The following is a 23,366-nucleotide window of genomic DNA, read 5'->3' as shown; positions in this document are numbered from 1 at the left end:
AGGTTGGGTCGGTCGCCGGCCCGCGGGACTGAGCCCGCGGGCCGGCGGCGAGGGTCAGTGCGCGATGTCGTCCACCGACGGGTTCTCGTTGCGGGACAGGTTGATTCCGAGGTTCGCGGCAGCCCGCTCCAAGTCCTCGTCCTCGGTGTCGCGCATCTCGATCGCGGCGCCATCGCTGGAGAGCACCTCGACGTTCAGGCACAGCGACTGAAGCTCCTTCAGCAGCACCTTGAACGACTCCGGGATACCCGGCTCGGGGATGTTCTCGCCCTTGACGATCGCTTCGTAGACCTTGACGCGGCCCACCACGTCGTCGGACTTGATCGTCAACAGTTCCTGCAGCGTGTAAGCCGCACCGTAGGCCTGCATGGCCCAGCACTCCATCTCACCGAAGCGCTGACCACCGAACTGCGCCTTACCGCCCAGCGGCTGCTGGGTGATCATCGAGTACGGGCCGGTGGAACGGGCGTGGATCTTGTCGTCCACCAGGTGCGACAGCTTGAGGATGTACATGTAGCCGACCGCGGTCGGGTACGGGTACGGCTCACCGCTGCGGCCGTCGAACAGCTGGGCCTTGCCGTCGCCGCCGACCATCCGGTCGCCGTCGCGGTTCGGCTTCGTCGAGCTCAGCAGACCCGTGATCTCTTCCTCCCGCACACCGTCGAAGACGGGGCTGGCGGTGTTGGTCCCGGGCTCGACGTCGAGCAGCTCCTCCGGCAGGCGCTTGGCCCACTCGGCATCGGGGTCGATCGTCCAACCGCGCGAGGCGATCCAGCCGAGGTGCGTCTCCAGCACCTGGCCGATGTTCATCCGTCGCGGAACACCGTGGGTGTTCAGGATGATGTCGACCGGGGTGCCGTCGGACAGGAACGGCATGTCCTCGGCGGGCAGGATCTTGCCGATGACGCCCTTGTTGCCGTGGCGGCCGGCGAGCTTGTCGCCGTCCTGGATCTTGCGCTTCTGCGCGACGTAGACCCGCACCAGCTGGTTGACGCCCGGGGGCAGCTCGTCGTCGTCCTCGCGGTTGAACACGCGGACGCCGATGACCTTGCCGGTCTCGCCGTGCGGCACCTTCAGGGAGGTGTCGCGGACCTCGCGGGCCTTCTCGCCGAAGATGGCGCGCAGCAGCCGCTCCTCCGGGGTCAGCTCGGTCTCGCCCTTCGGCGTGACCTTGCCGACCAGGATGTCGCCGCCCTGGACCTCGGCACCGATGCGGATGATGCCGCGCTCGTCGAGGTCGGCCAGCACGTCGTCGGAGACGTTCGGGATGTCCCGGGTGATCTCCTCGGCACCGAGCTTGGTGTCGCGAGCGTCGACCTCGTGCTCCTCGATGTGGATCGAGGTGAGCACGTCGTCCTGCACCAGGCGCTGGCTCAGGATGATGGCGTCTTCGTAGTTGTGCCCCTCCCACGGCATGATCGCCACGAGCAGGTTCTTGCCCAGGGCCATCTCGCCGTCTTCGGTGCACGGTCCGTCCGCGATGACCTGCCCGGCCTCGATCCGGTCGCCCTCGTTGACGATCGGCTTCTGGTTGATGCAGGTGCCGTGGTTGGACCGGGAGAACTTCTCCATCCGGTACGAGCGGCGGCTGCCGTCGTCGGCCATGATCGTGACGAAGTCGGCGGTCAGCTCCTCGACCACACCGGCCTTCTCCGCCGTGATCACGTCACCGGCGTCGACCGCGGCGCGCAGCTCCATGCCGGTGCCGACCAGCGGGGACTCGCTGCGCAGCAGCGGCACCGCCTGACGCTGCATGTTCGCACCCATCAGGGCGCGGTTGGCGTCGTCGTGCTCCAGGAACGGGATCATCGCGGTCGCGGCGGAGACCATCTGCCGCGGCGAGACGTCCATGTAGTCGATCTCGGTGGGGGCGAGCAGCTCGACCTCGCCGCCCTTGCGTCGACCCAGGACCCGCTCGTCGACGAAGTTGCCGTCGTCGTCGATGACCGCGTTGGCCTGCGCCTTGACGTAGCGGTCCTCTTCGTCCGCCGTCAGGTAGTCGATCTGGTCGGTGACCTGGCCGTCGACGACCTTGCGGTACGGCGTCTCGATGAAGCCGAACGGGTTGACCCGCGCGAACGTGGCCAGCGAGCCGATCAGACCGATGTTCGGGCCTTCCGGCGTCTCGATCGGACACATGCGGCCGTAGTGCGAGGGGTGCACGTCTCGGACTTCCATGCCGGCGCGCTCACGGGACAGACCGCCCGGGCCGAGCGCGGAGAGACGACGCTTGTGCGTCAGACCCGCGATCGGGTTGGTCTGGTCCATGAACTGCGACAGCTGCGAGGTGCCGAAGAACTCCCGGATCGCCGCCGTGATCGGGCGGATGTTGATCAGGGTCTGCGGCGTGATCGCCTCGACGTCCTGCGTGGTCATCCGCTCGCGGACGACGCGCTCCATGCGCGACAGGCCGACGCGGACCTGGTTCTGGATCAGTTCGCCGACGGTGCGCAGGCGGCGGTTGCCGAAGTGGTCGATGTCGTCGACCTCGACCGGGATGTTGTCGCCGGCGTCCTCACCGCGAGCGGGCATCTCCATCTCACCTGCGTGCAGGCGGACGAGGTACTCGATCGTGGTGACGATGTCCTCTTCGGTCAGCACGCCGGTCTCGTAGGACTGCGAGAGACCGATCTTCTTGTTGACCTTGTAGCGACCGACGCGGGCCAGGTCGTAGCGCTTCTCCTTGAAGAACAGGTTCTCCAGGAGGGTCTGCGCGCTCTCCTTGGTCGGCGGCTCGCCGGGGCGCAGCTTGCGGTAGATGTCCAGCAGCGCCTCGTCGGTGCCGCCGGTGTGGTCCTTCTCCAGGGTCGCCATCAGCGTCTCGGAGAAGCCGAAGCGCTCGCGGATGGCCTCGGTCGACCAGCCCAGCGCCTTGAGCAGCACGGTGACCGGCTGACGGCGCTTGCGGTCGATGCGGACACCGACGGTGTCGCGCTTGTCGACGTCGAACTCGAGCCACGCACCGCGGCTCGGGATGATCTTGACGCTGAAGACGTCCTTGTCGGTGGTCTTGTCGACCGACTGGTCGAAGTAGACACCGGGGGAACGCACGAGCTGGGAGACGACGACCCGCTCGGTTCCGTTGATGATGAAGGTGCCCTTGTCGGTCATCATCGGGAAGTCACCCATGAACACCGTCTGGCTCTTGATCTCGCCAGTCGAGTGGTTGGTGAATTCAGCCGTGACGAACAGGGGCGCAGCGTAGGTCATGTCCTTGTCCGTGCACTCCCCGACGGAGGCCTTGACCTCGTCGAAGCGCGGATCGGAGAAAGACAGCGACATCGATCCGGAGAAGTCCTCGATCGGGGAGATCTCGCTGAGGACCTCCTCAAGACCACCAACCGGGTTGTCCTCGCCGGCGTCGACCCGGCGCTGGAACCAGGCCTCGTTACCGACGAGCCATTCGAAGGACTGGATCTGCAGGTCTAGCAGGTTCGGCACGTTCAGCGGTTCGCGGATGTTCGCGAACGAGACCCGCTTGGGTGCCCCAGGGATCCCCGACGTGTAGTTGGAAGCTGCAGAGACCTTGGTCGCGCGGGAGACTGCCAAGATGCGTCCTTCCGGGACTCTGAACTGGCTACAGCCATGCTCACCGCAAAAAGCACGCGTCAGGCAAGCGCGCAGATCGCTAGCACAGCTGTCAAGGGTGCAATGGCGCCGACCAGCCTACGGTCCAGTGCGGGCAGACCAATAGGAGGGCAGCGCAAAGTAGCAGTCTAGCCGGAAGGACGCCAGCTGTCGAGGGGGCCCACCGATGGCGGCCCAGCCTCGCGTTGAGGACCAGAGTGAACCCGCACGCGCTTTCAGTCAAGAGATCACCGATCGATCACTCTCGTGGCGGAAAACACGATCACTTCACGTGAGCACCGAGGGGTCGATTTAACCTGGTCAGGGGCATTTGATCATCCCATGTGGCACTTCGATCAAGCCCTCAGCGAACCCCCTCCGATCGGCTCTTGACAACCTTCTGAACGCCTGGCCCGGACCACAGAGGAGGGACGCGGAACGCGCTCCCGAACAGCCCGGAGTCACCGCGGATCGCGCCGGACCGCGCCGGCGGCGGTCGACCGGCACCCGAAAGGGGCCATTGCGAGCCGCTCACCCCTTCCGCGACGCACGACACACAATTCACTCGCGCCCCGAGAGCCCCAATTCGCGCACCTCTCGATTGGAGTCACCCCAGAAGGGAGCGAGCGAATTTCACGCGAAGCTCTTTCGCGATCTTGAAAACATTGGTCCATGCCAATTCGCGAGACCACCCGAGACCACTCGTGCGACTCCCGCAATCTGGAAACGCGCGTTCACGTACGACTACTCTGAGTATCCCCAGTCGGCTTGACCTGGACGGCCGTCGCCCGAACGTCGTAACGCTTCGGGGCTCATCATCGACACCGGGCGAACCCCCGCGCGGCTTGACCACATCGAGACCCCGAGATGCCGCAAACATTCCCCTACGGGGCTGAAGCCGTCGCGCAGAGCTAGTAGTTTCTTCGATCGAAGCTCTGCAAATGCATCCAACGGGGGGATGCGTCACCTCTGGGGGCGATCCCACCCAGTAACGCATGGGCTACTCGACAATTACCTCCGCCGGTAACGTGAGACGACCACCGGCTCCCCGACCGGTGCCCGGCAGGCCACAGGAGAAACGACCGATGACAGACGATGCAAACCGCGCGAGCGAACGGTTCCGCGGGCTGCAGCGTTGGACCGGCGGCAAGGACCAGAGCGGCCCTCAACCCCCACAATCCAGTTGGTTCGCCCCGGAGGACGACGGCGACGCCAGCGCGGACGCACCGGGCGCAAGACCGGGCGGTCCGCACACCGGGACCAACCCGGGTGTCGGCGGTGGGCCCGCCACGGGCGGCCAAGCCCCGGTCGGACCGCGATCCGGCGGCCCCAAACCCGGAGGACCCGAGCGTCGCAGCGCCGAGCAGCGCTACGCCGACGCCATCGCGGCGATGAACCAGATCGTCACCACGCTCGACTTCAGCAACCTCGGCTGGGTCACCGAGGTCTTCCGCACCACCGCGGGCGTGCTGCGCGAGGACGACCCCGCCCGGGCGGGCGTGCTCAACAACCTCGGCAGCGCCGCGCAGCTCACCCACGTGCGCAGCCGCGAGCTCGCCGACCTCGAAGACGCCATCGGCTACTACCGCGCGGCCACGACCTCCGCGCACTCCGGCGACCGCGACCGCATCCTCTACTACTGCAACCTCGCGCTGGCGCTGACCGACCTCGCGGGCAAGACCGGTCAGGCGCAGCTCGCGGCCGACAGCGCGCAGGTCGCGCGCGAGGCCGTCGAGAAGACGCCCAAGCGCGATCAGCGGCGTCCGATGGTGCTGCTGCGCTTGGCGAACGCGCTGAAGCTGCACGCCCAGCTCGCGGACTCGGCGGATTCCGACGAGGAATCCATCGCGGTGTTCCGGGAGGCCGCGCGGATCTCCCCGGCCAGCGACGCCACCACCTCCGAGCTGCTGATCAACCTCGGCTCCGCGCTGATGCGCCGGTACCAGCGCAACGGGGATCCGGACGATCTCGACGAGGCCATCCGGCACCTCTCCGCCGGATCCGGCGCGCTGCCCGACGGCGACGCCAGGCGCGGCGGCCTGTGCCGGTACGCCGAGGCGCTGCGGCTGCGCTTCCAGCGCAACGGCGACCTGACCGACCTCAACTCCGCGCTCAACGAGCTGATCGGCGTCCTCGGCGTGCTCGAAGGCGGGAACCTGCAGCTGGGGCTGGCCGTCTGGCAGCTGTCGGCCGCGACCGCCGAGCACGTCGACGCCACCGGCGAATCCGGCCAGCTGCGCCGGGTGCTGCGGCCGATCACCCCGGCCGTGCGCGCGCTGTCCGCCGACGACACCCATCGCTCCCTCGCGCTGGGCGGGTACGCGATCCTGCTGCGCAGGCACTACCTGCACGGCGGCGAGGCCAAGGCACTGGACACCGCGGTCACGGCCGGCGAGGCGTCCGTCGAAGCCGCGGCGCCCTCCCAGCGCGCGCGGATGATCACCGCGCTGAACACCAGCCTCCTGGTGCGCTACGAGCACGGCGAGAACCGCGACGACCTGGATCGGGCCGGCGAGCTGGCCCGCGAAGCGGCGAAGTCCTCGGAGACCGAGACCCAGCACATCGCGTGGGTCCAGCTGGGCGCGGTGCTGGCGCACCGGTTCAAGCACGCCGGGCGCACGCAGGACGTCGAGACCGCGATCGAGCTGTTCGACCAAGCGCTGATCGCCATGCCCGACAGCACCCCGGGGCGGGCGGCGGTGTCCATCCAGCTCGGCCGGGCGCTGCAGTCCCTGCACCAGCGCAGCGGGCGTCGGCGGTACTACCGGTGGGCGCGCAAGGTGCTCACCGAAGCCGCCGCGCAGACCAACGCGCCCGCCGAGCAGCGGCTTCGGGCAGCCGCGCTGGCCGGCCGCATCAGCGCGCAGGAGCAGCGCTGGTCGGAAGCGCTGGAGTCGTTCACCACCGCCGTGGAGCTGCTGCCGCTGATGACCCGCGGCAAGCGGGTCGTGGCGTCCCCGAGCGCGCAGCAGCGGTGGGCCTCGATCGTGGCCGACGCCGCGGCGAGCGCCATCGAGGCGGGCGAGCCGGACAAGGCGGTGGAGCTGATCGAGCACGGGCGGTCGGCGATACTGGCCGACTTCCTGCCCAGCGGTGGCGAACTCGGCACGCTGCACCGCGACCACCCTGACCTCGCCGACGAGATCGTCCGGCTGCGGCGGTTGCTGGACCGCCCGGCGGAAGATCCCGACCTCGGCGACGCCGACGACCGGGTTCGGCTGGCCGACGCCTGGACCGCGCTGATCCACGAGGTTCGCGAGATCCAGCCGGGGCACCTGCGGGTGCAGCAGTTCAGCCAGCTCAGCGGGGTCGGCGGCGATGGGTCGGTGGCGATCGTCAACCTCAGCCGGTACCGGTCCGACGTGCTGGTGATCTTCGGCGGCCGGGTGCTGACCGTGCCGATCCCGCACTCGACCCCGGAGAAGGCGAGCGAGCAGGTCCTCTCCCTGCTGACCGCCGCGCAGCACGACGACCACGCGGCGATGGCCGAGGTGCTCGACTGGACGTGGGTGCGGCTCGTCCGGCCAGTGCTGGACCGGATGGGATACCTCAACACGCCGGCCGCCGGTGCGCGCTGGCCCCGGGTCTGGTGGAGCGCGTTCGGCGCGGCGGCCTACCTCCCGCTGCACGCCGCGACCGCGCACGCCGGCGCCTCGGCGCTGGATCGCGTGGTCTCGTCGTACACGCCGACGCTCGGGTGCCTGCTGCGGGCCCGCACCCGACCGGTCCCGAACGGGGAGGCGCTCGTGGCGGCGGGATCCGCGGTGCAGGTCTCGCGCGAACTCCCGCCGCAGAACCAGGTGCTGGCGCAGTACTGGCCGAGCGCCGAGATCGTCTCGACCGAGAGCGCGAGCGCGACCGACGTGCTGCGGATGCTGCCGAACTACCCCTGGGTGCACGTCTGCGAGCCGAGCTCGCAGTTCCCCGCGCAGCCCGCCGCCGGGATGCTGCTGGACCGCGAGGGCCAGCGGCCGCTCGGACTGGTCGAGCTCGGGCAGGTCGCGCTGGACAAGGCCGAGTTCTGCTACCTGGGCCAGGTGGCGACCGCGGCGGATCATCCGACCTCGGCGGCGCTGTCGCTGTGCTCGGCGCTGGCCTTCGCCGGGTTCACGCACGTCGTCGGCACTCTGTGGGAGGTCGAGGCGAACAGCGCGGTCGAAGCGCACGCGGACTTCTACGGGGAGGTCTTCGGGTCGAACGGCTACGGCACGGACGGTGCGGCCTACGCGCTGCACAACGCGGTCCGCGAGCTCCGCAACGCCCACCCCGACAAGCACGCGATCTGGAGCGCCCACACCCACGTGGGCCCCTGACCTCGCAAAATCCCAGTTCTAGATGTGATGTCCGGGGAGGTCTGGTCGGTGGGGTGGGGAAGTTTTCATGAAAACTTCCCCACCCCACCGACCAGACCTTTCTCGTGGCGCTAGGGGGCCCGCCGGGAGCTCCCTTCATGCGGAAAGCCCCTCGCCCTGGGTTGGGCGGGGGGCTTTCTGCTGGGGTTCCGCTCCGGGTCAGCGGAGGGTGAGTTGGGTGATCTTCCACTTGTCGCCCTGCTTCTCGGCGCTGACCGAGAGCTGGGCGGGGCCGATGTTGGACTCACCGGTGTTGGCGCGCATGGCGTGCTGATCGACGAAGACGAGGACCTCGGCCCTGTCGCCTTCGAGGTGGGTCACCGCGCTGTTCTTGGCAGTGGTGGTGACGATCAGCTGCTGCTGCGGCGCCTGCTGCTTGACCAGGGCGAACAGCTCGTTGTACTTCTGCACGGCCGAGCCGACAAGGAGGTCCTTGGCGGCGTTCTCGGTCTTGGCCGTGTCGTTGAAGTCGTAGGAGAAGAGCTTCTCGATGCCCTCGCTGATCTGACCGTTGACCTCGCTGGTCTCGCCCGCCGAGGTCAACGCCTCGTTCGCAGCGGACCCGGTGTTGTAGGTCGCGTAGGTCGCGACGCCGAAGAAGATCGCCAGCGCGGCCAGGACCGCGGTCGCGCTCCACAGCACCCAGGAGGAGCCGGTCTTGCCGGAGTCCTCCTCGGACTTCGACTCAGCGGCGTCCCCGGACTCGGACTCGGCGCCGGACTCGGATTCGGACTCGGACGTCGAGGACTCCGCGACCGAGGGCTCGGGCGCCGAAGTCGCAACGGCCGCAGGCTCAGACGCCGAGGTCTCCTCAGCGGCAGGCTCGGCGACCGCGGGCTCGGCGGCGGAGTCGGACGAAGCCGGCCGCTCGTCCGCAGCGGCCTCGCCGGCCTCGGCGGACGCGGGCTCCGCCGCCTCCGGCGCTGCGGCCTCAGCGGTCCTGGCTTCCTGCTCGGTCGCCGCGGTGCCGTTGACGTGCTGGTCCTCCTCCGGCTTCGCCGCCTCGGTCGAAGCTGACGAGGCGGTGGGCTTGCGCAGGCCGGCCACCTTCGGCCGGCGGGCCGCTGGCTGCCGGTTCGTGCCGGAACGGCGGTTGGTTGGCACTGGCTCTACTCCTCGAATCGCTTTCGGGTCTCGCCGTTCAGCCGACCGGGACGGTGCCCAGTCCGCTGATCTTCCAGACGTCGCCCTCACGCGTGAGTTCGGCCTGGTAGCGATCCTGCTTGTTGGCCGGGGGCTGGCCTTCCACAGTCACCGTGATCTGCATGACCGCGATCATCCTGGCCTTGCCCGCGTTCTCGTCGAGCTCGACGATGCCGGCGTCGAGCACGCGGGCGGTGGTGGTGCTCTTGGCCTGCTGGATCCGGGTCGCGTAGTCCTTGCGGCCCTTCTTGACCTCGTCCCGCAGCGGGCCGGTGGAGTTGTCCTCCCACCGCTGCAGACCGCGGTCGATGTCCTTGTGGTCCAGGGTGTTGAAGTTGACGATCGCTTCCTGACCCTGCTGCAGCGCCTCGTCCCGAGTCTCCGCGTAGGCGACCGAGGAGTTGTTGATGGCCATCACCCACAACACCCCGAGAACCAGGGCGCAGACCAGACTCACCACGAACAGCACCAGCGACAGCTTGGGCCGCCGGCGAGCGGTGTCGGCTTGAACGGTCACGTGTTGCCTCTCTTACTGCCCGGGTGCGTTCTGCGCGCCGCGCACTGAGATGTCACTGCCCGGAGGCTCAGCGCAATGCGCGTCCTTGTTCAGCGGGGCCGGACTCATGTCGTTGCCGGCCCGTTCCGGTGTTCCCTCATACCCCTTCGTACACGGCATCGGGTCGAAGAGGTTGAGCACCAGTCCGAAGTGAGCCGTGCCATCCCCGGGGACGACGGTGTTGGACACCGCGACCTGCGCCGGATAGCTGACGAACAGCTGCTCCATGCCGTCGGTGTGCGACGACAGCAGTTGCGAGGTCGTGGTCAGGTTCGCCAGCAGCGGCCCGATCCGGGGGTTGTCCTTGATCAGCCCGGAGAGCTGCACGGCGGCCGGGGGCGCCTTCTGGATGACGCCGCGCAGATCGCCGTCGGAGCGCTCCAGCGACTGCGACAGCAGGTTCAGGTCCTTGCTGAAGGACTTGATGGCCGAGCCCTGGTCGTTCTGCGTGCCGAGCACGGTCTTGCCGTCCTCCAGCAGCTGCACCGTCTGCGGCAGGTGGTTCTGGGCCTGCGTGGTGAACTCGCGCGAGGTGTCCAGGATGGTCTGCAGGTGACCGCCGTTGTCCCGGAAGGCCGTTCCCAGCTCGCTGACGACGGTGCGCAGCGAGTCCTGCGGCACCGACTTGGCGAACGAGTCCAGGTTCATCATCAGGTCCTGGACCGGGAGCGGTGTCGTGGTCCGCGATTCGGCGATGACCGAACCTTCCTCGAGGTACGGACCCTTGTTCTGCTTGGGACGCAGGTCGACGTACTGCTCACCGACCGCGGAGCGGTTGGTGACGACGGCTTCCACGTCGGCCGGGATCGAGGGCGCCTTCTCCTCGATGTCCAGCGGCACCTGGACACCGTCGGCGGTCAGCTTCAGGTCGCCGACCCTGCCGACCGGGACACCGCGGTAGGTGACCTCGGCGTTCTTGAAGACACCGCCGGTGCTCGCGAGGTTGAGCGCGACCTCGTACCCGCGGTTGCCGAAGAGCCGGTCCAGGCCCGCGTACTTGAAACCTGCGTAGCTGCAGCCGATCAGAGCGATCAGCACGAAGCCGATGATCTGGAATCGTGCTCGACGGGTGAGCATCAGTCGTCACCTCCGAACAGCCAGCCCAGCACACCGCCGCCGCTTTCCTTCGGCTTCGGCTGGGGAGGTGCGGGTTTCTGGGGCTGTTGGGTCTCGCCGTTCAACGGGAGCGGCAGACCGTCGGGGACCGGCAACAGCGGCTGACGCGACCGCCCGAGGTTGTCGACGATCGTGCTCAGGTTCAGGTCGACCTTGAGGTACAGGTTGGTGTAGTCGCTCTTCCCGATGCCTTCGACCGCGTTGTCCGGGAACGGGAAGGTGACGAGGGTTTCCAGCGACTTCGGCAGCGTGTCGCCGGCCGCGGCCAGCTGGTGCAGCGTCGGCGCGAGCTGGTTGAGGTCGTGCACCAGGTCCTCGTGCGACTTGTCGACGACGTTGGTCGCCACGCCGGAGAGCTTGTCCAGCGACTGCAGCATGGTCACCAGCTGGCCGCGCTGCTCGTGGAGCACCTGCAGCCCGGGGCCGAGGTCGTTGAGCGCGGTGTCGATGCTGCCGCGCTGCTCGTTGAGCTTGGCCGAGAGCCGGTTGACGCTGTCCAGGGCGCGCACGATGTCGTTGCGCTGCGCGTCGAGCCCGGAGACCAGTTCGTCGAGGTTGTTGAGCAAGCCGCGGATGTCGGACTCGCGCCCGCTCATCGCCTTGTTGAGCTCCTTGGTGATGTCCTGCAGCTGGGAGACACCACCACCGTTGAGCAGCAGCGACAGCGCGCCGAGGACCTCTTCCACCTCGGGGTTGCGGTTCGAGCGGTTCAGGCCGATGGTCGCGCCTTCGGTCAGCCGCCCGGAGGCCGCCTGCGGGGGCGCGGCCAGCTCGACGTACTTCTCGCCCAGCAGGCTGGACTGGCGCAGCCGGGCGACGGAGTTGGCGGGCAGCTTCACGTCTCCGTTGAGGGTGACCGTCACCTCGGCGTCCCACGTCCCGGGCGCCAGCACGATGTTGGAGACCCGCCCGACCGCCACGTCGTTGACCCGGACGCCCGCGTTGGGCACCAGGTCGAGCACGTCGGTGAAGCGGACCTTCACGTCGTAGGGGTTGCTGCCGACGTCGGCACCGCCCGGCAGCGGCATGTCGTACACGCCGCGCGAGGAGCAACCCGACAGCGCCAGCAGGCCGACCGCCGCGACCGCACCGACCTTGACGGCCGACTTGCGGTTGACGACGGAACGCACGAGCCGGGTCATCGAACCGGGCCGCATCACTGGCCACCTCCAGCGGGCTGAAGTCCGTTGGTCAGCGGCAGCGGCAACGGCGGGAGCTTGCCGTTCTGCACCGCGTTGAGGGTTTGGGCCAGCGTCGGCAGCTTCTCGGTCCCGCCCAGGACCGGTCGCAGCGCGTCGCAGGCCGTGCTGACCTCCAGCGGGACCTCCTTCGGCGTGCTCTGGTCGAGCAGCTTGCAGACGGAGACCAGCGGGGGCTGGTTGAGCTCGTTGAACATGGCGCGCTGGTCGAGCGTTCCCGAAGCACCGTTGTAGGTGTTGTTCAGGTTGCTCATGGCCAGCGGCGCGTTGGTCAGCGACTCGTTGAGCGCGGCCTTCTGCTTGACCAGCACGGCGGCCACGTCGTGCAGCTGGCTGACGTTGGACTGCACCTGAGAGCGGTTGTCCCGCACGAAGGTCTCCACCTTGCCCAGCGCCACCGACAGCTCGGCCAGTGCCGCGCTCATGTCGTTGCGCTCACCGGCGAGGTGGCTGCTGACCTCTTCCATCTGCGAGTTGAACCGGCGCATCTGGCCGTCGTTGTCCGCGAGCATCCCGGTGAACCGCTGCAGGTTGTCGACCGTCTTGAACAGCTCGTCGCTGTTGCCCGACAGCGTCGTGCCCGCTTCACCGAGGTTGCGCAGGGTTTCCGACAGCGCCTTGCCGTTGCCCTCCAGGTTGGCGGCACCGGTGTTGAGCAGGTCGGTCAGCGCGCCGTTCTTGTTGGCCCCGTTGGGTCCCAGCGCGTTGGTGAGGTCGTTGAGGCTCCGGTAGATGTTGTCCAGCTCAACCGGCGTCGCGGTGCGATCGGCGGGGATCACCGCGTCGTCGCCGAGCTTCGGGCCTCCCTTGTAGACCGGAGCGAACTGCACGTACCGGTCGGAGACGATGCTGGGCGAGACCGCGACCAGGTTCGCGTTGGCGGGGATCGCGGTGTCGCGGTCCACGCTCATCGTGATCTTGACCTGCTTGCCCTGCGGCGTCACCTCGTCGATCGTGCCGACCGGGACGCCGAGGATGCGCACGTCACCGCCCGGGTAGAGGCCGACCGCCGCGTCGAAGTAGGCGGTGACCTTGCGCTCGGCCGCGCCGTAGAACAGCCACCAGCCGCCGACCGCGCCGAGCAGCACGACCACGATGCCGACGGTGAGGACCTTGGCCAGCGTCGAGCCCTTCGAGGGTGCGTTCGTCATTGCTTGCAACCCTCCTGGTTGATCGGCCCGACGGCGGGCGGGAGCAGACCGCAGATGTAGGTGTCGAACCAGCGGCCGTTGCCGAGGACGTTGGAGAACAACCTGGTGAACGGGGCGAAGGTGTTCAGGCTCCGGTCCAGGTTCTGCTGGTTGCGCTGCAGCATCTTGGTCACCTTGTCCAGCTGTTCCAGCGTCGGCCCGAGCTGCGCCTGGTTGTCGTCGACCAGCCCGGTCAGCTGCTGGGACAGCTCCTGGGTGCCGGTCAGCAGCGACGAGATCGACTCCCGGCGGGCGCGCAGCTCCTGGAGCAGCAGGTTGCCGTCGGAGAGCAGCTTCTCGAAGTCCTCGTTGCGGTCGGCGAGCTGCTGGGAGACCTGCGTGGTGTTGTTCAGCAGGTGCTCGATCTCCTCGTCCCGCGACGAGATCGTCTTCGAGAGCTGGGACAGACCGTCGAGGGCGCCGCCGACCTCACCCGGCGTGTCCTTGAACGTGCTGGAGAGGGTTTCGAAGCTCTTCGCCAGCTGCGCCGTGTCGATCTGGTCGACGTTCTTGGACAGGTCGCTGAACGCGTCGATGACGTCGTAGGGCGACATGGTCCGGTTCAGCGGGATCGGCTGGTCGTTGTCGAGCTCCTTGGAACCCTGCGGGTCCAGCGCCAGGTACTTCTGGCCGAGCAGCGTCTTGACCTTGATCGCCGCGGTGGTGTGGTCACCGATCTCGGCGTCGTTGACCCGGAAGCTGACCAGCACGTGGTCGCCTTCCAGCTCGACGTCGGAGACGGTGCCGACCTTGACGCCGGCGACCCGGACCTCGTTGTCGGCCCGCAGCCCCGCCGCCTCGCTGAACTGGGCGGTGTAGGTGGTACCGCTGATCAGCGGCAGCCGCTCGTAGTTGGCGACCAGCAGGAACGCCACCACCAGCACCAGGATGCCGGCGATGCCGATCTTGAGCGGGTCGCGCTGGGAGTAGGAAGTCATCGCTGGCACCTCGGCTGGGTCACCGGCGCGAGCGGCAGCGGCAGGTTGATGTTGCCGACGCCGACGTTTCCGGAGGCCTTGCACATGTAGAAGTTGAACCACGACCCGTGGGAAGCGGTGCGGCTCAAGCTCTCCAGCTTGTTCGGCATGTTGTGCAGCACCCGGTCCACAAGCTGCTCGTTGTCGTTGAGGTTCTTCGACAGGTCGCCGAGACCGGCGATGTCCTGCTGGAGACCCGGCCTGGCGTCCTGCAGCAGATCCCCCGTGGTGTTGGTCAGCCCGTCCAGGGCCGTGATCGCGCTGCCGATGGAGTCGCGGTCCTCGGCGAGCCCGGACACCACCTGCCGCAGCTGACCCACCAGCTCGGAGAGCCGCTGATCACGCGCGTTCACGGTGTCCAGCACGCCGTTGAGGTTGGTGATGACCTCGCCGATCACCTTGTCGCGGGAGGCGATGGTGGTCGTCAGCGAAGCGGTGTGCGACAGCAGGCTCTCCACCGTGCCGCCCTCGCCCTGCAGGACCTGGATGATCTCGTAGGACAGCTTGTTGACGTCCTCCGGCGACAGCGCCTGGAACAGCGGCTTGAAGCCGCCCAGCAGCACGGTCAGGTCCAGCGCGGGCTTGGTGCGCTCCTGCGGGATCATGCCGCCCTCGGGCAGGAACCCGCCCTGGACGGTTCGGCCCGCGGCGCCGCCGGAGCCGGCGGGCGTGGCCCCCTGCTCCAGCGCGATGTAGCGCTGTCCCACCAGGTTCCGGTACTTGATGGTCGCGGTCACCGAGGACGGGAGCTTCCGGTCGGCGACGTTGAACTTCACCTGGGCGACCTTGTTGTCGACCAGCTCGATGTCCTCGACCTCACCGACCTTGACCCCGGAGATCCGCACCTCGTCGCCCTCGTTGAGGGCGGTGGCGTCGGTGAACCGCGCGGAGTAGGAGGTCGCCGAGCGCAGGTCCTGGTTCGCGATCGTCATGATCAGCAGGCCGGAGGCCAGCGTGGTGACCACGACGAAGATCATGAACTTGAAGAGCGGTCCGCGAATGCTGATCCCGTTCATCGGTAGCTCACCTCCGCACCTCGCAGCACCGGTCCGACCAGCAGGCCGCCCCAGTCGGGAACCTCCGAGGAGGGACGTCCCAGGGCAGGCGCCAGCACCGTGGCCACCATGTCGCGCTCAGCGGGCGAGTTGACCCACTGCGTCGCGGTACCGGCCGGCGCCGACTGCGGGCTGGTGCTCGCGGCCGGGTTCAGGCCACCGGTAGCCGGGCGGGATGCCGGCGGCGGCACCGAACCGTCCTTGAACGGGCCGTCCGGCGGGTATTCCGGCATCGGGTCCAGGTGCTCCATGAAGTTGTAGCAACGCGGTCCGCGCTTGTCGGCGAACTCCGGCTCGTCCTGGTTCGGCTCGTACTTGCCGCGGTGCGCGGCGATTTCGAGCGTCACGTGCAGGCCCGGCTCGTTCGTTCCCTCGCCGAACGCCTTGCGGATGCGCGGGACGTACTCCGCCATCTCGCCCAGGAAGCAGGGGAACGACGACGAGTACTTCGACAGCACGTCCAAGGTCGGCCGCTGGGCGTCGGCGAGCTGGATGATGTTCTTGCCGTTGGCGTTGAGGAACGTCGTCAGGTCGCCGGACGTCGTGGTCAGCTGCCCGGTCATCTTCTGCAGGTTCTGCTTCTGGTCCACCAGGGTTCGGGCCGTGGTGGAGAAGTTGTCCAGCGCGGAGATGATGTCCGGTGCGGCCTGCTCGTAGGTCTGCGCGACCCCGACCAGCTCCCGCAGGTTGTCCCGCAGGTCCGGCACCGACGGGTTGAGACCGTCCAGGTAGGTGTTGAGCTGCGACAGCGTGTCGCCGACCTGGTCGCCGCGCCCGGACAGGGCGTGGTCCAGCGCGTTGAGCGTGGACGCCAGGTCCTGGGGGTTCACGGCCTGCAGCACCGGCATCGTGTCGGCCAGCACCGTTTCCAGCTCCAGGCCGGCGCGGGTGCGGTCCTGCTCGATCACCCCGCCCGAGGCGAGCGTCTTGGACGACGGGTCCTTGGGCATGTCCAGCGCGACGTAGCGCTCGCCGAACAGGGTGCGCGGCAGCAGCTGCGCCGAGACGTTGGACGGGATCTTCTCCGCCATGTCCGGCTGCAGCGCCAGGTGCAGCTCGGCCCCCTTGCCCGTCGACTCCACCTTGACGACGCGGCCGACGATCATGCCGCGGACCTTGACGTCGGAGTCCGGCAGCAGCTGGTTGCCGGTGGAGGCCGCCTTGAGGATGACGTCCGAGGAGGCCGTGAAGGCCTTGTTGTAGAACGCCAGGCACAGCACGACGAACATGACCATGCTCATCAGCAGCGCCAGACCCATGACCCTGCGCTTGACCGTGGTGACCGCTCCGCGCCCGCTCATCCCGTGATCCGAACGGTCGTGGTGGTGCCCCAGATCGCGAGGCTCAGGAAGAAGTCGAGCAGCGCGGTGGTCACGATCGCGGTCCGCACCGCGCGTCCCACCGCGACACCGACACCGGCGGGGCCGCCGCTGGCCCGGTAGCCGTAGTAGCAGTGCGTCATGATCACCACCACGCTGAAGATCAGGACCTTCCCGAAGGACCACAGCACGTCCTCGGGAGGCAGGAACAGGTTGAAGTAGTGGTCGTAGGTGCCCGCCGACTGCCCGTAGAGGTAGACGGTGACGCCCCGGGCCGCGACGTAGGAGGTCAGCAGGCCCAGCACGTAGAGCGGGACGACGGCGACGAAGCCGGCCATCACGCGGGTGGTCACCAGGTACGGAAGGCTCGGCACGCCCATGACTTCCAGCGCGTCGATCTCATCGGAGATCCGCATCGCGCCGAGCTGCGCGGTGAAACCGGAGCCCACCGTCGCCGACAGGGCGAGACCGGCCACCAGCGGCGCGATCTCGCGGGTGTTGAAGTACGCCGAGATGAAGCCGGCGAAGGCCGAGGTGCCGAGCTGGTCGAGGGCCGCGAAGCCCTGCAGGCCGACGACCGTGCCGGTGAACAGCGTCAGGCCGATCATCACGCCGACCGTGCCGCCGATGACGGCCAGGGCGCCGCTGCCGAAGCTGACCTCGGCCAGCAGGCGCAGCGTTTCCTTGGCGTAGCGGGTGATGGCCCTCGGAATCCACGCCAGCGAGCGGATGTAGAACGACATCTGGTCACCCAGGTCGTCCAGCATCTCCACCGGCCGTCGGGCCACGCGCTTGGCGCGCTGCGAGATCGTCACCATGTTCCCATTCCCCTGGCGGCCATCACATTCCCTTTGGCGGGACCAACTGCATGTACAGCGTCGTGAGGATGAAGTTCACCGCGAACAGCAGCAGGAACGTGATCACGACCGACTGGTTCACGGCGTCCCCGACGCCCTTCGGACCCGGTGGTGGGTTGAGGCCGCGGAAGGCGGCCACCACACCCGCCAAGAAGCCGAAGATCAGGGCCTTGAGCTCGCTGATCCACAGGTCCGGCAGCTGGGCCAGCGCGTTGAAGCTGGCCATGTACGCGCCTGGCGTCCCGTCCTGCATGATCACGTTGAAGGTGTAGCCACCGACCACGCCCACGACGCTGACCATGCCGTTGAGCAGCACGGCCACCAGCATCGCGGCCAGCACCCTGGGCACCACGAGGCGCTGGATCGGCGAAACGCCCAGCACCTCCATCGCGTCGATCTCGTCGCGGATCTTGCGCGACCCGAGGTCGGCGCAGATCGCCGAACCACCGGCACCGGCGATCAGCAGCGCCGTCACGATCGGGCTGGCCTGCTGGATGATCGCCAGCACGCTGGCGGCACCGGTGAACGACTGGGCGCCGATCTGCCTGGTCAGCGATCCGAGCTGGAGCGCGATGACCGCGCCGAAGGGGATCGAGACCAGCGCGGTCGGCAAGATCGTGACGCTGGCGATGAACCAGCACTGCTGGATGAACTCGCGGATCTGGAACGGTCGCGAGGGCATGGCCCGCACGATGTCCATGCCCAGCGCGAACAGCTTGCCCGTCTGGCGCAGACCACCGGCACCGGGGAACTGCACCCGGGACGCGCTCACTGCTCACCCCGCTTGCGTCCGAACCAGCGACGACGACCGCCCGCGGGTTCTTCCTCCGCCTGCAACCCGCCGGGCCACACCGGTTCCTGCTCCTGCTGGCGCGGGTGCGGCGAAGGCCGCTGCTGCTGCGCCTGCTGGGGCTGGGCCGGCTGCTGCGCGAACTGCTGCGGCGGCTGCTGAGGTGCGGCCTGCTGCTGCGCGAACTGCTGCGGCGGCTGCTGCGGGTTGGCGACCTGCTGCGGTGCCTGCTGCTGCGGTGCCTGCCGCTGGGGAGCCGCCTGCTGCTGCGGCCACGAACCGGTCGCGGGTGACTTGAACCCGTAGAGCGCCAGCTCCTCCGGAGTCAGGCTCTTGAGGATCTCCTCCTGCGCGGTGGGATTCAGCGAGCGCAGCTGACGCAGCACGCGGTCCTTGCGGCGGTGCACGGCGGAGCGGTCCGGCAGGCCGGGGCTGACCTCCAGCTGCGGCATCATCTGCGGGACCTGAGGCCGACCGTGCTTGGCCAGCTCGGCCTCCACCAGCGCGGTGTCCTTCTCCTCGCTCATGCCGATCGGGCCGTCGGGCCGGCCGTTGAGGAACTGCACCACCACGGGCTCGTCGGAGGTCAGCAGGACCTCGCGCGGCCCGAACATCACCAGGTTGCGGCGGTAGAGCATGCCGATGTTGTCCGGCACGGTCCGCGCGGTGTTGATGTCGTGCGTGACGATCAGGAACGTCGCGTCGATCTGCGCGTTGAGGTCGACGATCAGCTGGTTCTGCACCGCGGTCCGGACCGGGTCCAGACCGGAGTCCGGCTCGTCGAACAGGAGGATCTCCGGGTCGAGCACGAGAGCGCGGGCCAGACCCGCGCGCTTCTTCATACCGCCCGAGATCTCACCGGGGAGCTTGTCCTCCGCGCCGATGAGACCGACCATCTCCATCTTCTCGAGCACCACGTTGCGGACCTCGGTCTCGCTCTTGCGGGTGTGCTCGCGCAGTGGGAAGGCGATGTTGTCGTAGAGGTTCATCGAGCCGAACAGCGCGCCGTCCTGGAACAGCACGCCGAAAAGCTTCCGGACCTCGTAAAGATCCTTTTCCGAGCAAGTGCAGATGTCAGTGCCGTTGATGACGACCTTGCCCTCGTCCGGCTTGAGCAAACCCACCAGCGACTTCAGGAACACCGACTTGCCGGTGCCGGAAGGCCCGAGCAGCACGCTGATCTCGCCCTGAGGCAGATTCAGCGAGACGTCCCGCCAGATGGTCTGCGGGCCGAAGGACTTCGAGAGCCCATCGACAACCACCTCGACGCCCATCCGAACCTCCGCGTCCTCGATTACACCGATTCCGGGGACGTAATCCATCCCCGGAGAAGCACCCTCGCACACGTGACGCGCCTAACGAAGGTAGTTGGCGTCACACCTATGCAACGAGCTCGACGCAGCAGGGTTACTCATGAGTTCACCACAAATCAAGGATCCTTCTCGGATACGTCCGAAAAAAGGTCCTCGTTTCCGCGCAAAGGAAAAGAGAACGGGCACCCGCAACAGCGAGTGCCCGTTCTCTCACAGCGAGTCAAAGACTCCAGCGACTTCGGAACCTGTTTTGCGAACCCGTAGCGAGCGGCACGACCGCGAGCCGTGGAGCCCGCCTTCGCACCGCCGCGGGGTCAGGTCCCGCTACCCGGACCGCCGGGCGAGATGCCCAGCGGCCGGGCAGGGAGTCACTTGACGGAGACGGTGGCGCCGGACTCTTCCAGCTTGCCCTTGGCCTCTTCGGCCTTCTCCTTGTCGACCTTCTCCAGGATGGCCTTCGGGGTGCCCTCGACGAGCTCCTTGGCCTCCTTCAGGCCCAGGCCGGAGACGATCTCGCGGACGACCTTAATGACCTGGATCTTCTTGTCGCCGGCGCTCTCGATCACGACGTCGAACTCGTCCTGCTCCTCAGCCTCGGCGGCCTCGCCACCGGCGGCCGGGGCGGCGGCGACCGCGGCCGGGGCGGCGGCGGTGACGTCGAAGGTCTCCTCGAACTGCTTCACGAACTCCGACAGCTCCAGGAGGGTCATCTCCTTGAAGACGTCCAGCAGCTCGTCGTTGCTCAGCTTCGCCATGTCGGCGTTCCTTTCTGCTCAGTGCCCGGGCACCGTCGGTATCCGGGTAAGGGGGTTTCGCGCGAAAGACCTTCCACAGGCCCACATGGGCGGCGCGCTCCGCGCACCGTCCACTGCGGACTGCGGGGAGCCTTACTCGCCCTTCTTCTCCTGAAGGGCGGCGGCCATGCGAGCCACCTGAGACGCCGGCGCGACGAACAGCGCGGCGGTCTCGCTCATCTTGGCCTTCATGGCACCGGCCAGCTTGCCCAGCGTGACTTCGCGCGAGTCGAGGTCAGCGATGCTGTCGACCTCGGACACGGACAGCGGGCGGCCGTCCATGTACCCGCCCTTGACCACCAGGTTCTGGTTGCCCTTGGCGAATTCCTTGATCGCCTTGGCCGCATCGACCGGCTCGCCTTCGACGAAGGCGATCGCGGTCGGGCCGACGAACAGGTCGTCGAGGCCCTCGACGCCCGACTGCTCGGCGGCACGCTTGACCAGCGTGTTCTTCGCGACACGGTAGCTCACGTTCGAACCGAGTGCGCGGCGCAGCTCAGACAGCTGAGCCATCGAGAGCCCGCGGTACTCGGTCACAACGGCAGCGGTGGAGTTGGTGAACTTCTCCGAGATCTCGCTGACCGCATCGACCTTGTCGGACTTCGCCATGTCGCCTCCTCTCTGTTTCCGACTGTGGCTGACCCATCCAGTCGGTCCTGAGACGACAAAACGCCCCGGCGCAGGGCAGCACGGGGCGTGAAAATCGGTGCGCGCGCGACAAGACACGCGCGACCAGCCTCGTCCCTCCTGCGCAGGCCGCCCGCATCTCACGGGACCTTAGTTCCTCCTCGCCCGTCGCCGAGCGGTGAGGAAGACCAGCGGTCTTGGGTGGAACCTCGACAAGAGTACTCGACCCCGGAGGGGCGCTTCCACCGGCCCCCATCTCCCGGCATCATGTGTGCGTGGCTGATCAGCGGGAACCGCGTTCCGACAACCTGCCCGAGATCGTCGACGCCGAAGTCGTCGAGATCGCCGAGCGCGACCGGTCGCCGGAACCGGCTCCGCGCGGCGACGCTGCGAAAGCGGCTGCCGACCCGAGCTCAGCGGACCCGGAGTACCAGGAGTTCTTGGAGTTCAAGCGGTTCAAGGAGTGGCAGGCCTCCCAGGGCGGCGGCACCGGCGCGCCCGCGCCCGAACCGGAGAAGCCTTGGTGGAAGAAGGCTCTCGGCGCGCTGCGCTACAAGTGGGTCCGGCGGATCATCTACGTCCTGGTCGCCCTGCTCCTGCTGAACCTGGCCTACGACCACTACTTCGGCGATCGCGGCGGTTCATCGGGCGGCGGCACCGGTGGCAGCGCCCCGGCCGACACGGTGCCCATGACGGCGCAGAACCCGCAGCAGGCGATTCGCAGCGTTCTCAACTACCTGCGGGCGGAGCCGCCGGAGCAGGCGTGCGCGCTGTTCAACGCCGAGGGCCGGAACGGTTTCGCCACCGCCTACGGAGCGCCGGACTGCGAAAGCGCGGCTCGGGGACTGCACGCGAAGATCACCGATCCCAACTCGTACGCGAATCCCAAATTCGCCCACGACGCCATCGTGGAGAGCGGACCGGACGCCCAGGTTCCGGGTTGCCGAATCCAGGTCCGGGGCGGCCCGGAACTCGGAACGTTCAAACTCACCCGAACTCCGCAAGGCGGTTGGACCATCTCCGCATACGCCCTGACGTCTTCCGCCTGCCCCTGACCGGACCTCAATTCCTGAGAAACCGGGAATTGCCCCTCAGCGGTAATCGCTCCGCCACTCGCCGTCACATTTCGGCGAGTGGCGGTTTCTCGCCAGAACCGACCGGGCAAATGGGATATCGATCATGGCCCGTTCTCACTTCACCCGACCCGTGAATGCGAAAGAGGGCGAACGCTCGGTGAGCGTTCGCCCTCTTTCGAAGGGGTTCGGGTCAGGAGGCGGCCGGCGCGCGCGTGACGGCCGGGTCCACCGGGATGCCCGGGCCCATCGTGGTCGTGAAGGTGACCTTCTTCAGGTACCGGCCCTTCGACGCCGACGGCTTGGCGCGCAGGATCTCGTCCAGCGCGGCCACGTAGTTCTCCACCAGCTTCTGGGTGTCGAACGACGCCTTGCCGATGATGAAGTGCAGGTTGGCCTGCTTGTCGACGCGGAAGTTGATCTTACCGCCCTTGATGTCCGCGATCGCCTTGGTGACGTTCGGGGTGACGGTGCCGGTCTTCGGGTTCGGCATCAGACCGCGCGGGCCGAGAACCCGAGCGATCTTGCCGACCTTGGCCATCTGGTCCGGGGTGGCGATCGCCGCGTCGAAATCGAGCCAGCCGCCCTGAATGCGCTCGATCAGGTCCTCGGAACCAACCGCGTCCGCGCCGGCGGCCTCGGCCTCAGCGGCCTTGTCGCCGGTGGCGAACACGATGACGCGGGCAGTCTTACCAGTGCCGTGCGGCAGGTTCACGGTGCCGCGGACCATCTGGTCTGCCTTGCGGGGGTCGACGCCCAGCCGCAGAGCGACCTCGACGGTGGCGTCATACTTGACCTTGGTGGTCTTCTGGGCCAGCTCGGCGGCTTCCGACGGGGTGTAGAGACGCTCCCGGTCGATCAGCTCGGCCGCCTGCTGGTATGCCTTGCTGCGCTGTGCCATGTCTGTCCTAAGTTCAGGTTGGATCAGTTGTGGTTGGTCAGGCTGCGCATGAGCCCTCCCACGACCTGCGCGCGCCGGTCGAACCGGCAGCGGCTCAGGCTTCGACCGTCAGGCCCATCGAACGAGCAGTGCCGGCGATGATCTTCGCGGCCTGGTCGATGTCGTTGGCGTTGAGGTCTTCCATCTTGGTCTGCGCGATCTCCTTGACCTGCTCCATGGAAACCTTGCCGACCTTGGACTTGTGCGGCTCGCCGGAGCCCTTCTGCACACCAGCGGCCTTGAGCAGCAGCTTCGCGGCCGGCGGGGTCTTCAGCTTGAAGTCGAAGGACCGGTCTTCGTACACGGAGATCTCAACCGGCACGACGTTGCCACGCTGGGCCTCGGTGGCCGCGTTGTACGCCTTGCAGAACTCCATGATGTTGACGCCGTGCTGACCCAGCGCAGGGCCGACCGGCGGAGCCGGGTTGGCTTGGCCGGCCGAGATCTGCAGCTTGATGATCCCTGCCAGCTTCTTCTTCTTGGGCGGCATGTTTGCTT

At 67.8% G+C, this 23,366-nt stretch carries 18 protein-coding genes; 2 read left to right on the top strand and 16 right to left on the bottom strand.

The window, feature by feature from the left end:
* Positions 1 to 54 precede the first annotated feature (54 nt).
* On the bottom strand, positions 55 to 3,549 hold the full coding sequence (rpoB, locus tag ACYVF3_RS08135) for a DNA-directed RNA polymerase subunit beta (protein ID WP_461153564.1): 3,495 nt from the start codon (positions 3,547 to 3,549) through the stop codon (positions 55 to 57).
* Positions 3,550 to 4,652: 1,103 nt separating this feature from the next.
* On the opposite strand from rpoB, the gene ACYVF3_RS08130 reads away from it, so the two are divergent.
* Positions 4,653 to 7,880 (top strand): CHAT domain-containing protein, encoded by a 3,228-nt coding sequence (locus ACYVF3_RS08130; protein ID WP_461153563.1) that lies wholly within the window; start codon positions 4,653 to 4,655, stop codon positions 7,878 to 7,880.
* Between the two features lie 198 nt (positions 7,881 to 8,078).
* On the opposite strand, the gene ACYVF3_RS08125 is transcribed toward ACYVF3_RS08130, so the two are convergent.
* From ACYVF3_RS08125 to rplJ, 13 genes are all read right to left on the bottom strand, one after another.
* Positions 8,079 to 9,023 carry a hypothetical protein gene (locus tag ACYVF3_RS08125; protein ID WP_461153562.1) on the bottom strand — a complete coding sequence of 315 codons (945 nt, stop codon included), beginning with the start codon at positions 9,021 to 9,023 and terminating at the stop codon, positions 8,079 to 8,081.
* A gap of 37 nt (positions 9,024 to 9,060) precedes the next feature.
* Entirely contained in the window at positions 9,061 to 9,579 is a 519-nt protein-coding gene (locus ACYVF3_RS08120; protein WP_461153561.1) for a nuclear transport factor 2 family protein, read from the bottom strand.
* Positions 9,580 to 9,591: 12 nt separating this feature from the next.
* The gene (locus ACYVF3_RS08115; RefSeq protein WP_461153560.1) at positions 9,592 to 10,695 is read right to left on the bottom strand and encodes an MlaD family protein; all 1,104 of its coding nucleotides are present in this window, start codon (positions 10,693 to 10,695) and stop codon (positions 9,592 to 9,594) included.
* A complete protein-coding gene (locus tag ACYVF3_RS08110; protein ID WP_461153559.1) occupies positions 10,695 to 11,891 on the bottom strand; it encodes an MCE family protein in 1,197 nt (398 codons plus the stop codon). The genes ACYVF3_RS08115 and ACYVF3_RS08110 overlap by 1 nt, the downstream gene beginning before the upstream one ends.
* A complete protein-coding gene (locus ACYVF3_RS08105; protein ID WP_461153558.1) occupies positions 11,891 to 13,084 on the bottom strand; it encodes an MCE family protein in 1,194 nt (397 codons plus the stop codon). Before ACYVF3_RS08105 ends, ACYVF3_RS08110 begins: the two co-directional genes overlap by 1 nt.
* Positions 13,081 to 14,061, bottom strand: coding sequence for an MCE family protein (locus ACYVF3_RS08100; RefSeq protein ID WP_461153557.1), 981 nt, complete (start codon positions 14,059 to 14,061; stop codon positions 13,081 to 13,083). The genes ACYVF3_RS08105 and ACYVF3_RS08100 overlap by 4 nt, the downstream gene beginning before the upstream one ends.
* Positions 14,058 to 15,116 carry an MCE family protein gene (locus ACYVF3_RS08095; protein WP_461153556.1) on the bottom strand — a complete coding sequence of 353 codons (1,059 nt, stop codon included), beginning with the start codon at positions 15,114 to 15,116 and terminating at the stop codon, positions 14,058 to 14,060. The genes ACYVF3_RS08100 and ACYVF3_RS08095 overlap by 4 nt, the downstream gene beginning before the upstream one ends.
* Complete coding sequence (locus ACYVF3_RS08090) at positions 15,113 to 16,456, bottom strand: MCE family protein (protein ID WP_461153555.1); 1,344 nt, start codon at positions 16,454 to 16,456, stop codon at positions 15,113 to 15,115. Before ACYVF3_RS08090 ends, ACYVF3_RS08095 begins: the two co-directional genes overlap by 4 nt.
* Complete coding sequence (locus ACYVF3_RS08085; RefSeq protein WP_461153554.1) at positions 16,453 to 17,292, bottom strand: MlaE family ABC transporter permease; 840 nt, start codon at positions 17,290 to 17,292, stop codon at positions 16,453 to 16,455. Before ACYVF3_RS08085 ends, ACYVF3_RS08090 begins: the two co-directional genes overlap by 4 nt.
* Before the next feature lie 22 nt (positions 17,293 to 17,314).
* A complete protein-coding gene (locus ACYVF3_RS08080; RefSeq protein WP_145741381.1) occupies positions 17,315 to 18,103 on the bottom strand; it encodes an MlaE family ABC transporter permease in 789 nt (262 codons plus the stop codon).
* A complete protein-coding gene (locus ACYVF3_RS08075) occupies positions 18,100 to 19,395 on the bottom strand; it encodes an ABC transporter ATP-binding protein (protein ID WP_461153553.1) in 1,296 nt (431 codons plus the stop codon). Before ACYVF3_RS08075 ends, ACYVF3_RS08080 begins: the two co-directional genes overlap by 4 nt.
* Before the next feature lie 407 nt (positions 19,396 to 19,802).
* Positions 19,803 to 20,189 (bottom strand): 50S ribosomal protein L7/L12, encoded by a 387-nt coding sequence (gene rplL / locus ACYVF3_RS08070; protein WP_461153552.1) that lies wholly within the window; start codon positions 20,187 to 20,189, stop codon positions 19,803 to 19,805.
* 132 nt (positions 20,190 to 20,321) lie between these two features.
* The gene (gene rplJ, locus ACYVF3_RS08065) at positions 20,322 to 20,837 is read right to left on the bottom strand and encodes a 50S ribosomal protein L10 (protein ID WP_461153551.1); all 516 of its coding nucleotides are present in this window, start codon (positions 20,835 to 20,837) and stop codon (positions 20,322 to 20,324) included.
* A gap of 293 nt (positions 20,838 to 21,130) precedes the next feature.
* On the opposite strand from rplJ, the gene ACYVF3_RS08060 reads away from it, so the two are divergent.
* Entirely contained in the window at positions 21,131 to 21,910 is a 780-nt protein-coding gene (locus tag ACYVF3_RS08060; protein WP_461153550.1) for a hypothetical protein, read from the top strand.
* Between the two features lie 211 nt (positions 21,911 to 22,121).
* Here the strand turns inward: ACYVF3_RS08060 and rplA are convergent, their stop codons facing one another.
* Both rplA and rplK read right to left on the bottom strand, forming a co-directional pair.
* Positions 22,122 to 22,829, bottom strand: coding sequence for a 50S ribosomal protein L1 (gene rplA, locus ACYVF3_RS08055; protein WP_461153549.1), 708 nt, complete (start codon positions 22,827 to 22,829; stop codon positions 22,122 to 22,124).
* Between the two features lie 94 nt (positions 22,830 to 22,923).
* Positions 22,924 to 23,358 carry a 50S ribosomal protein L11 gene (rplK, locus tag ACYVF3_RS08050; protein ID WP_145741368.1) on the bottom strand — a complete coding sequence of 145 codons (435 nt, stop codon included), beginning with the start codon at positions 23,356 to 23,358 and terminating at the stop codon, positions 22,924 to 22,926.
* Positions 23,359 to 23,366: the final 8 nt, after the last annotated feature.

The organism is Saccharopolyspora tripterygii (assembly GCF_054778355.1).
The sequence above is the reverse complement of the archived record's forward strand: the minus strand, read 5'-3'. Positions and strand labels throughout refer to the sequence as shown.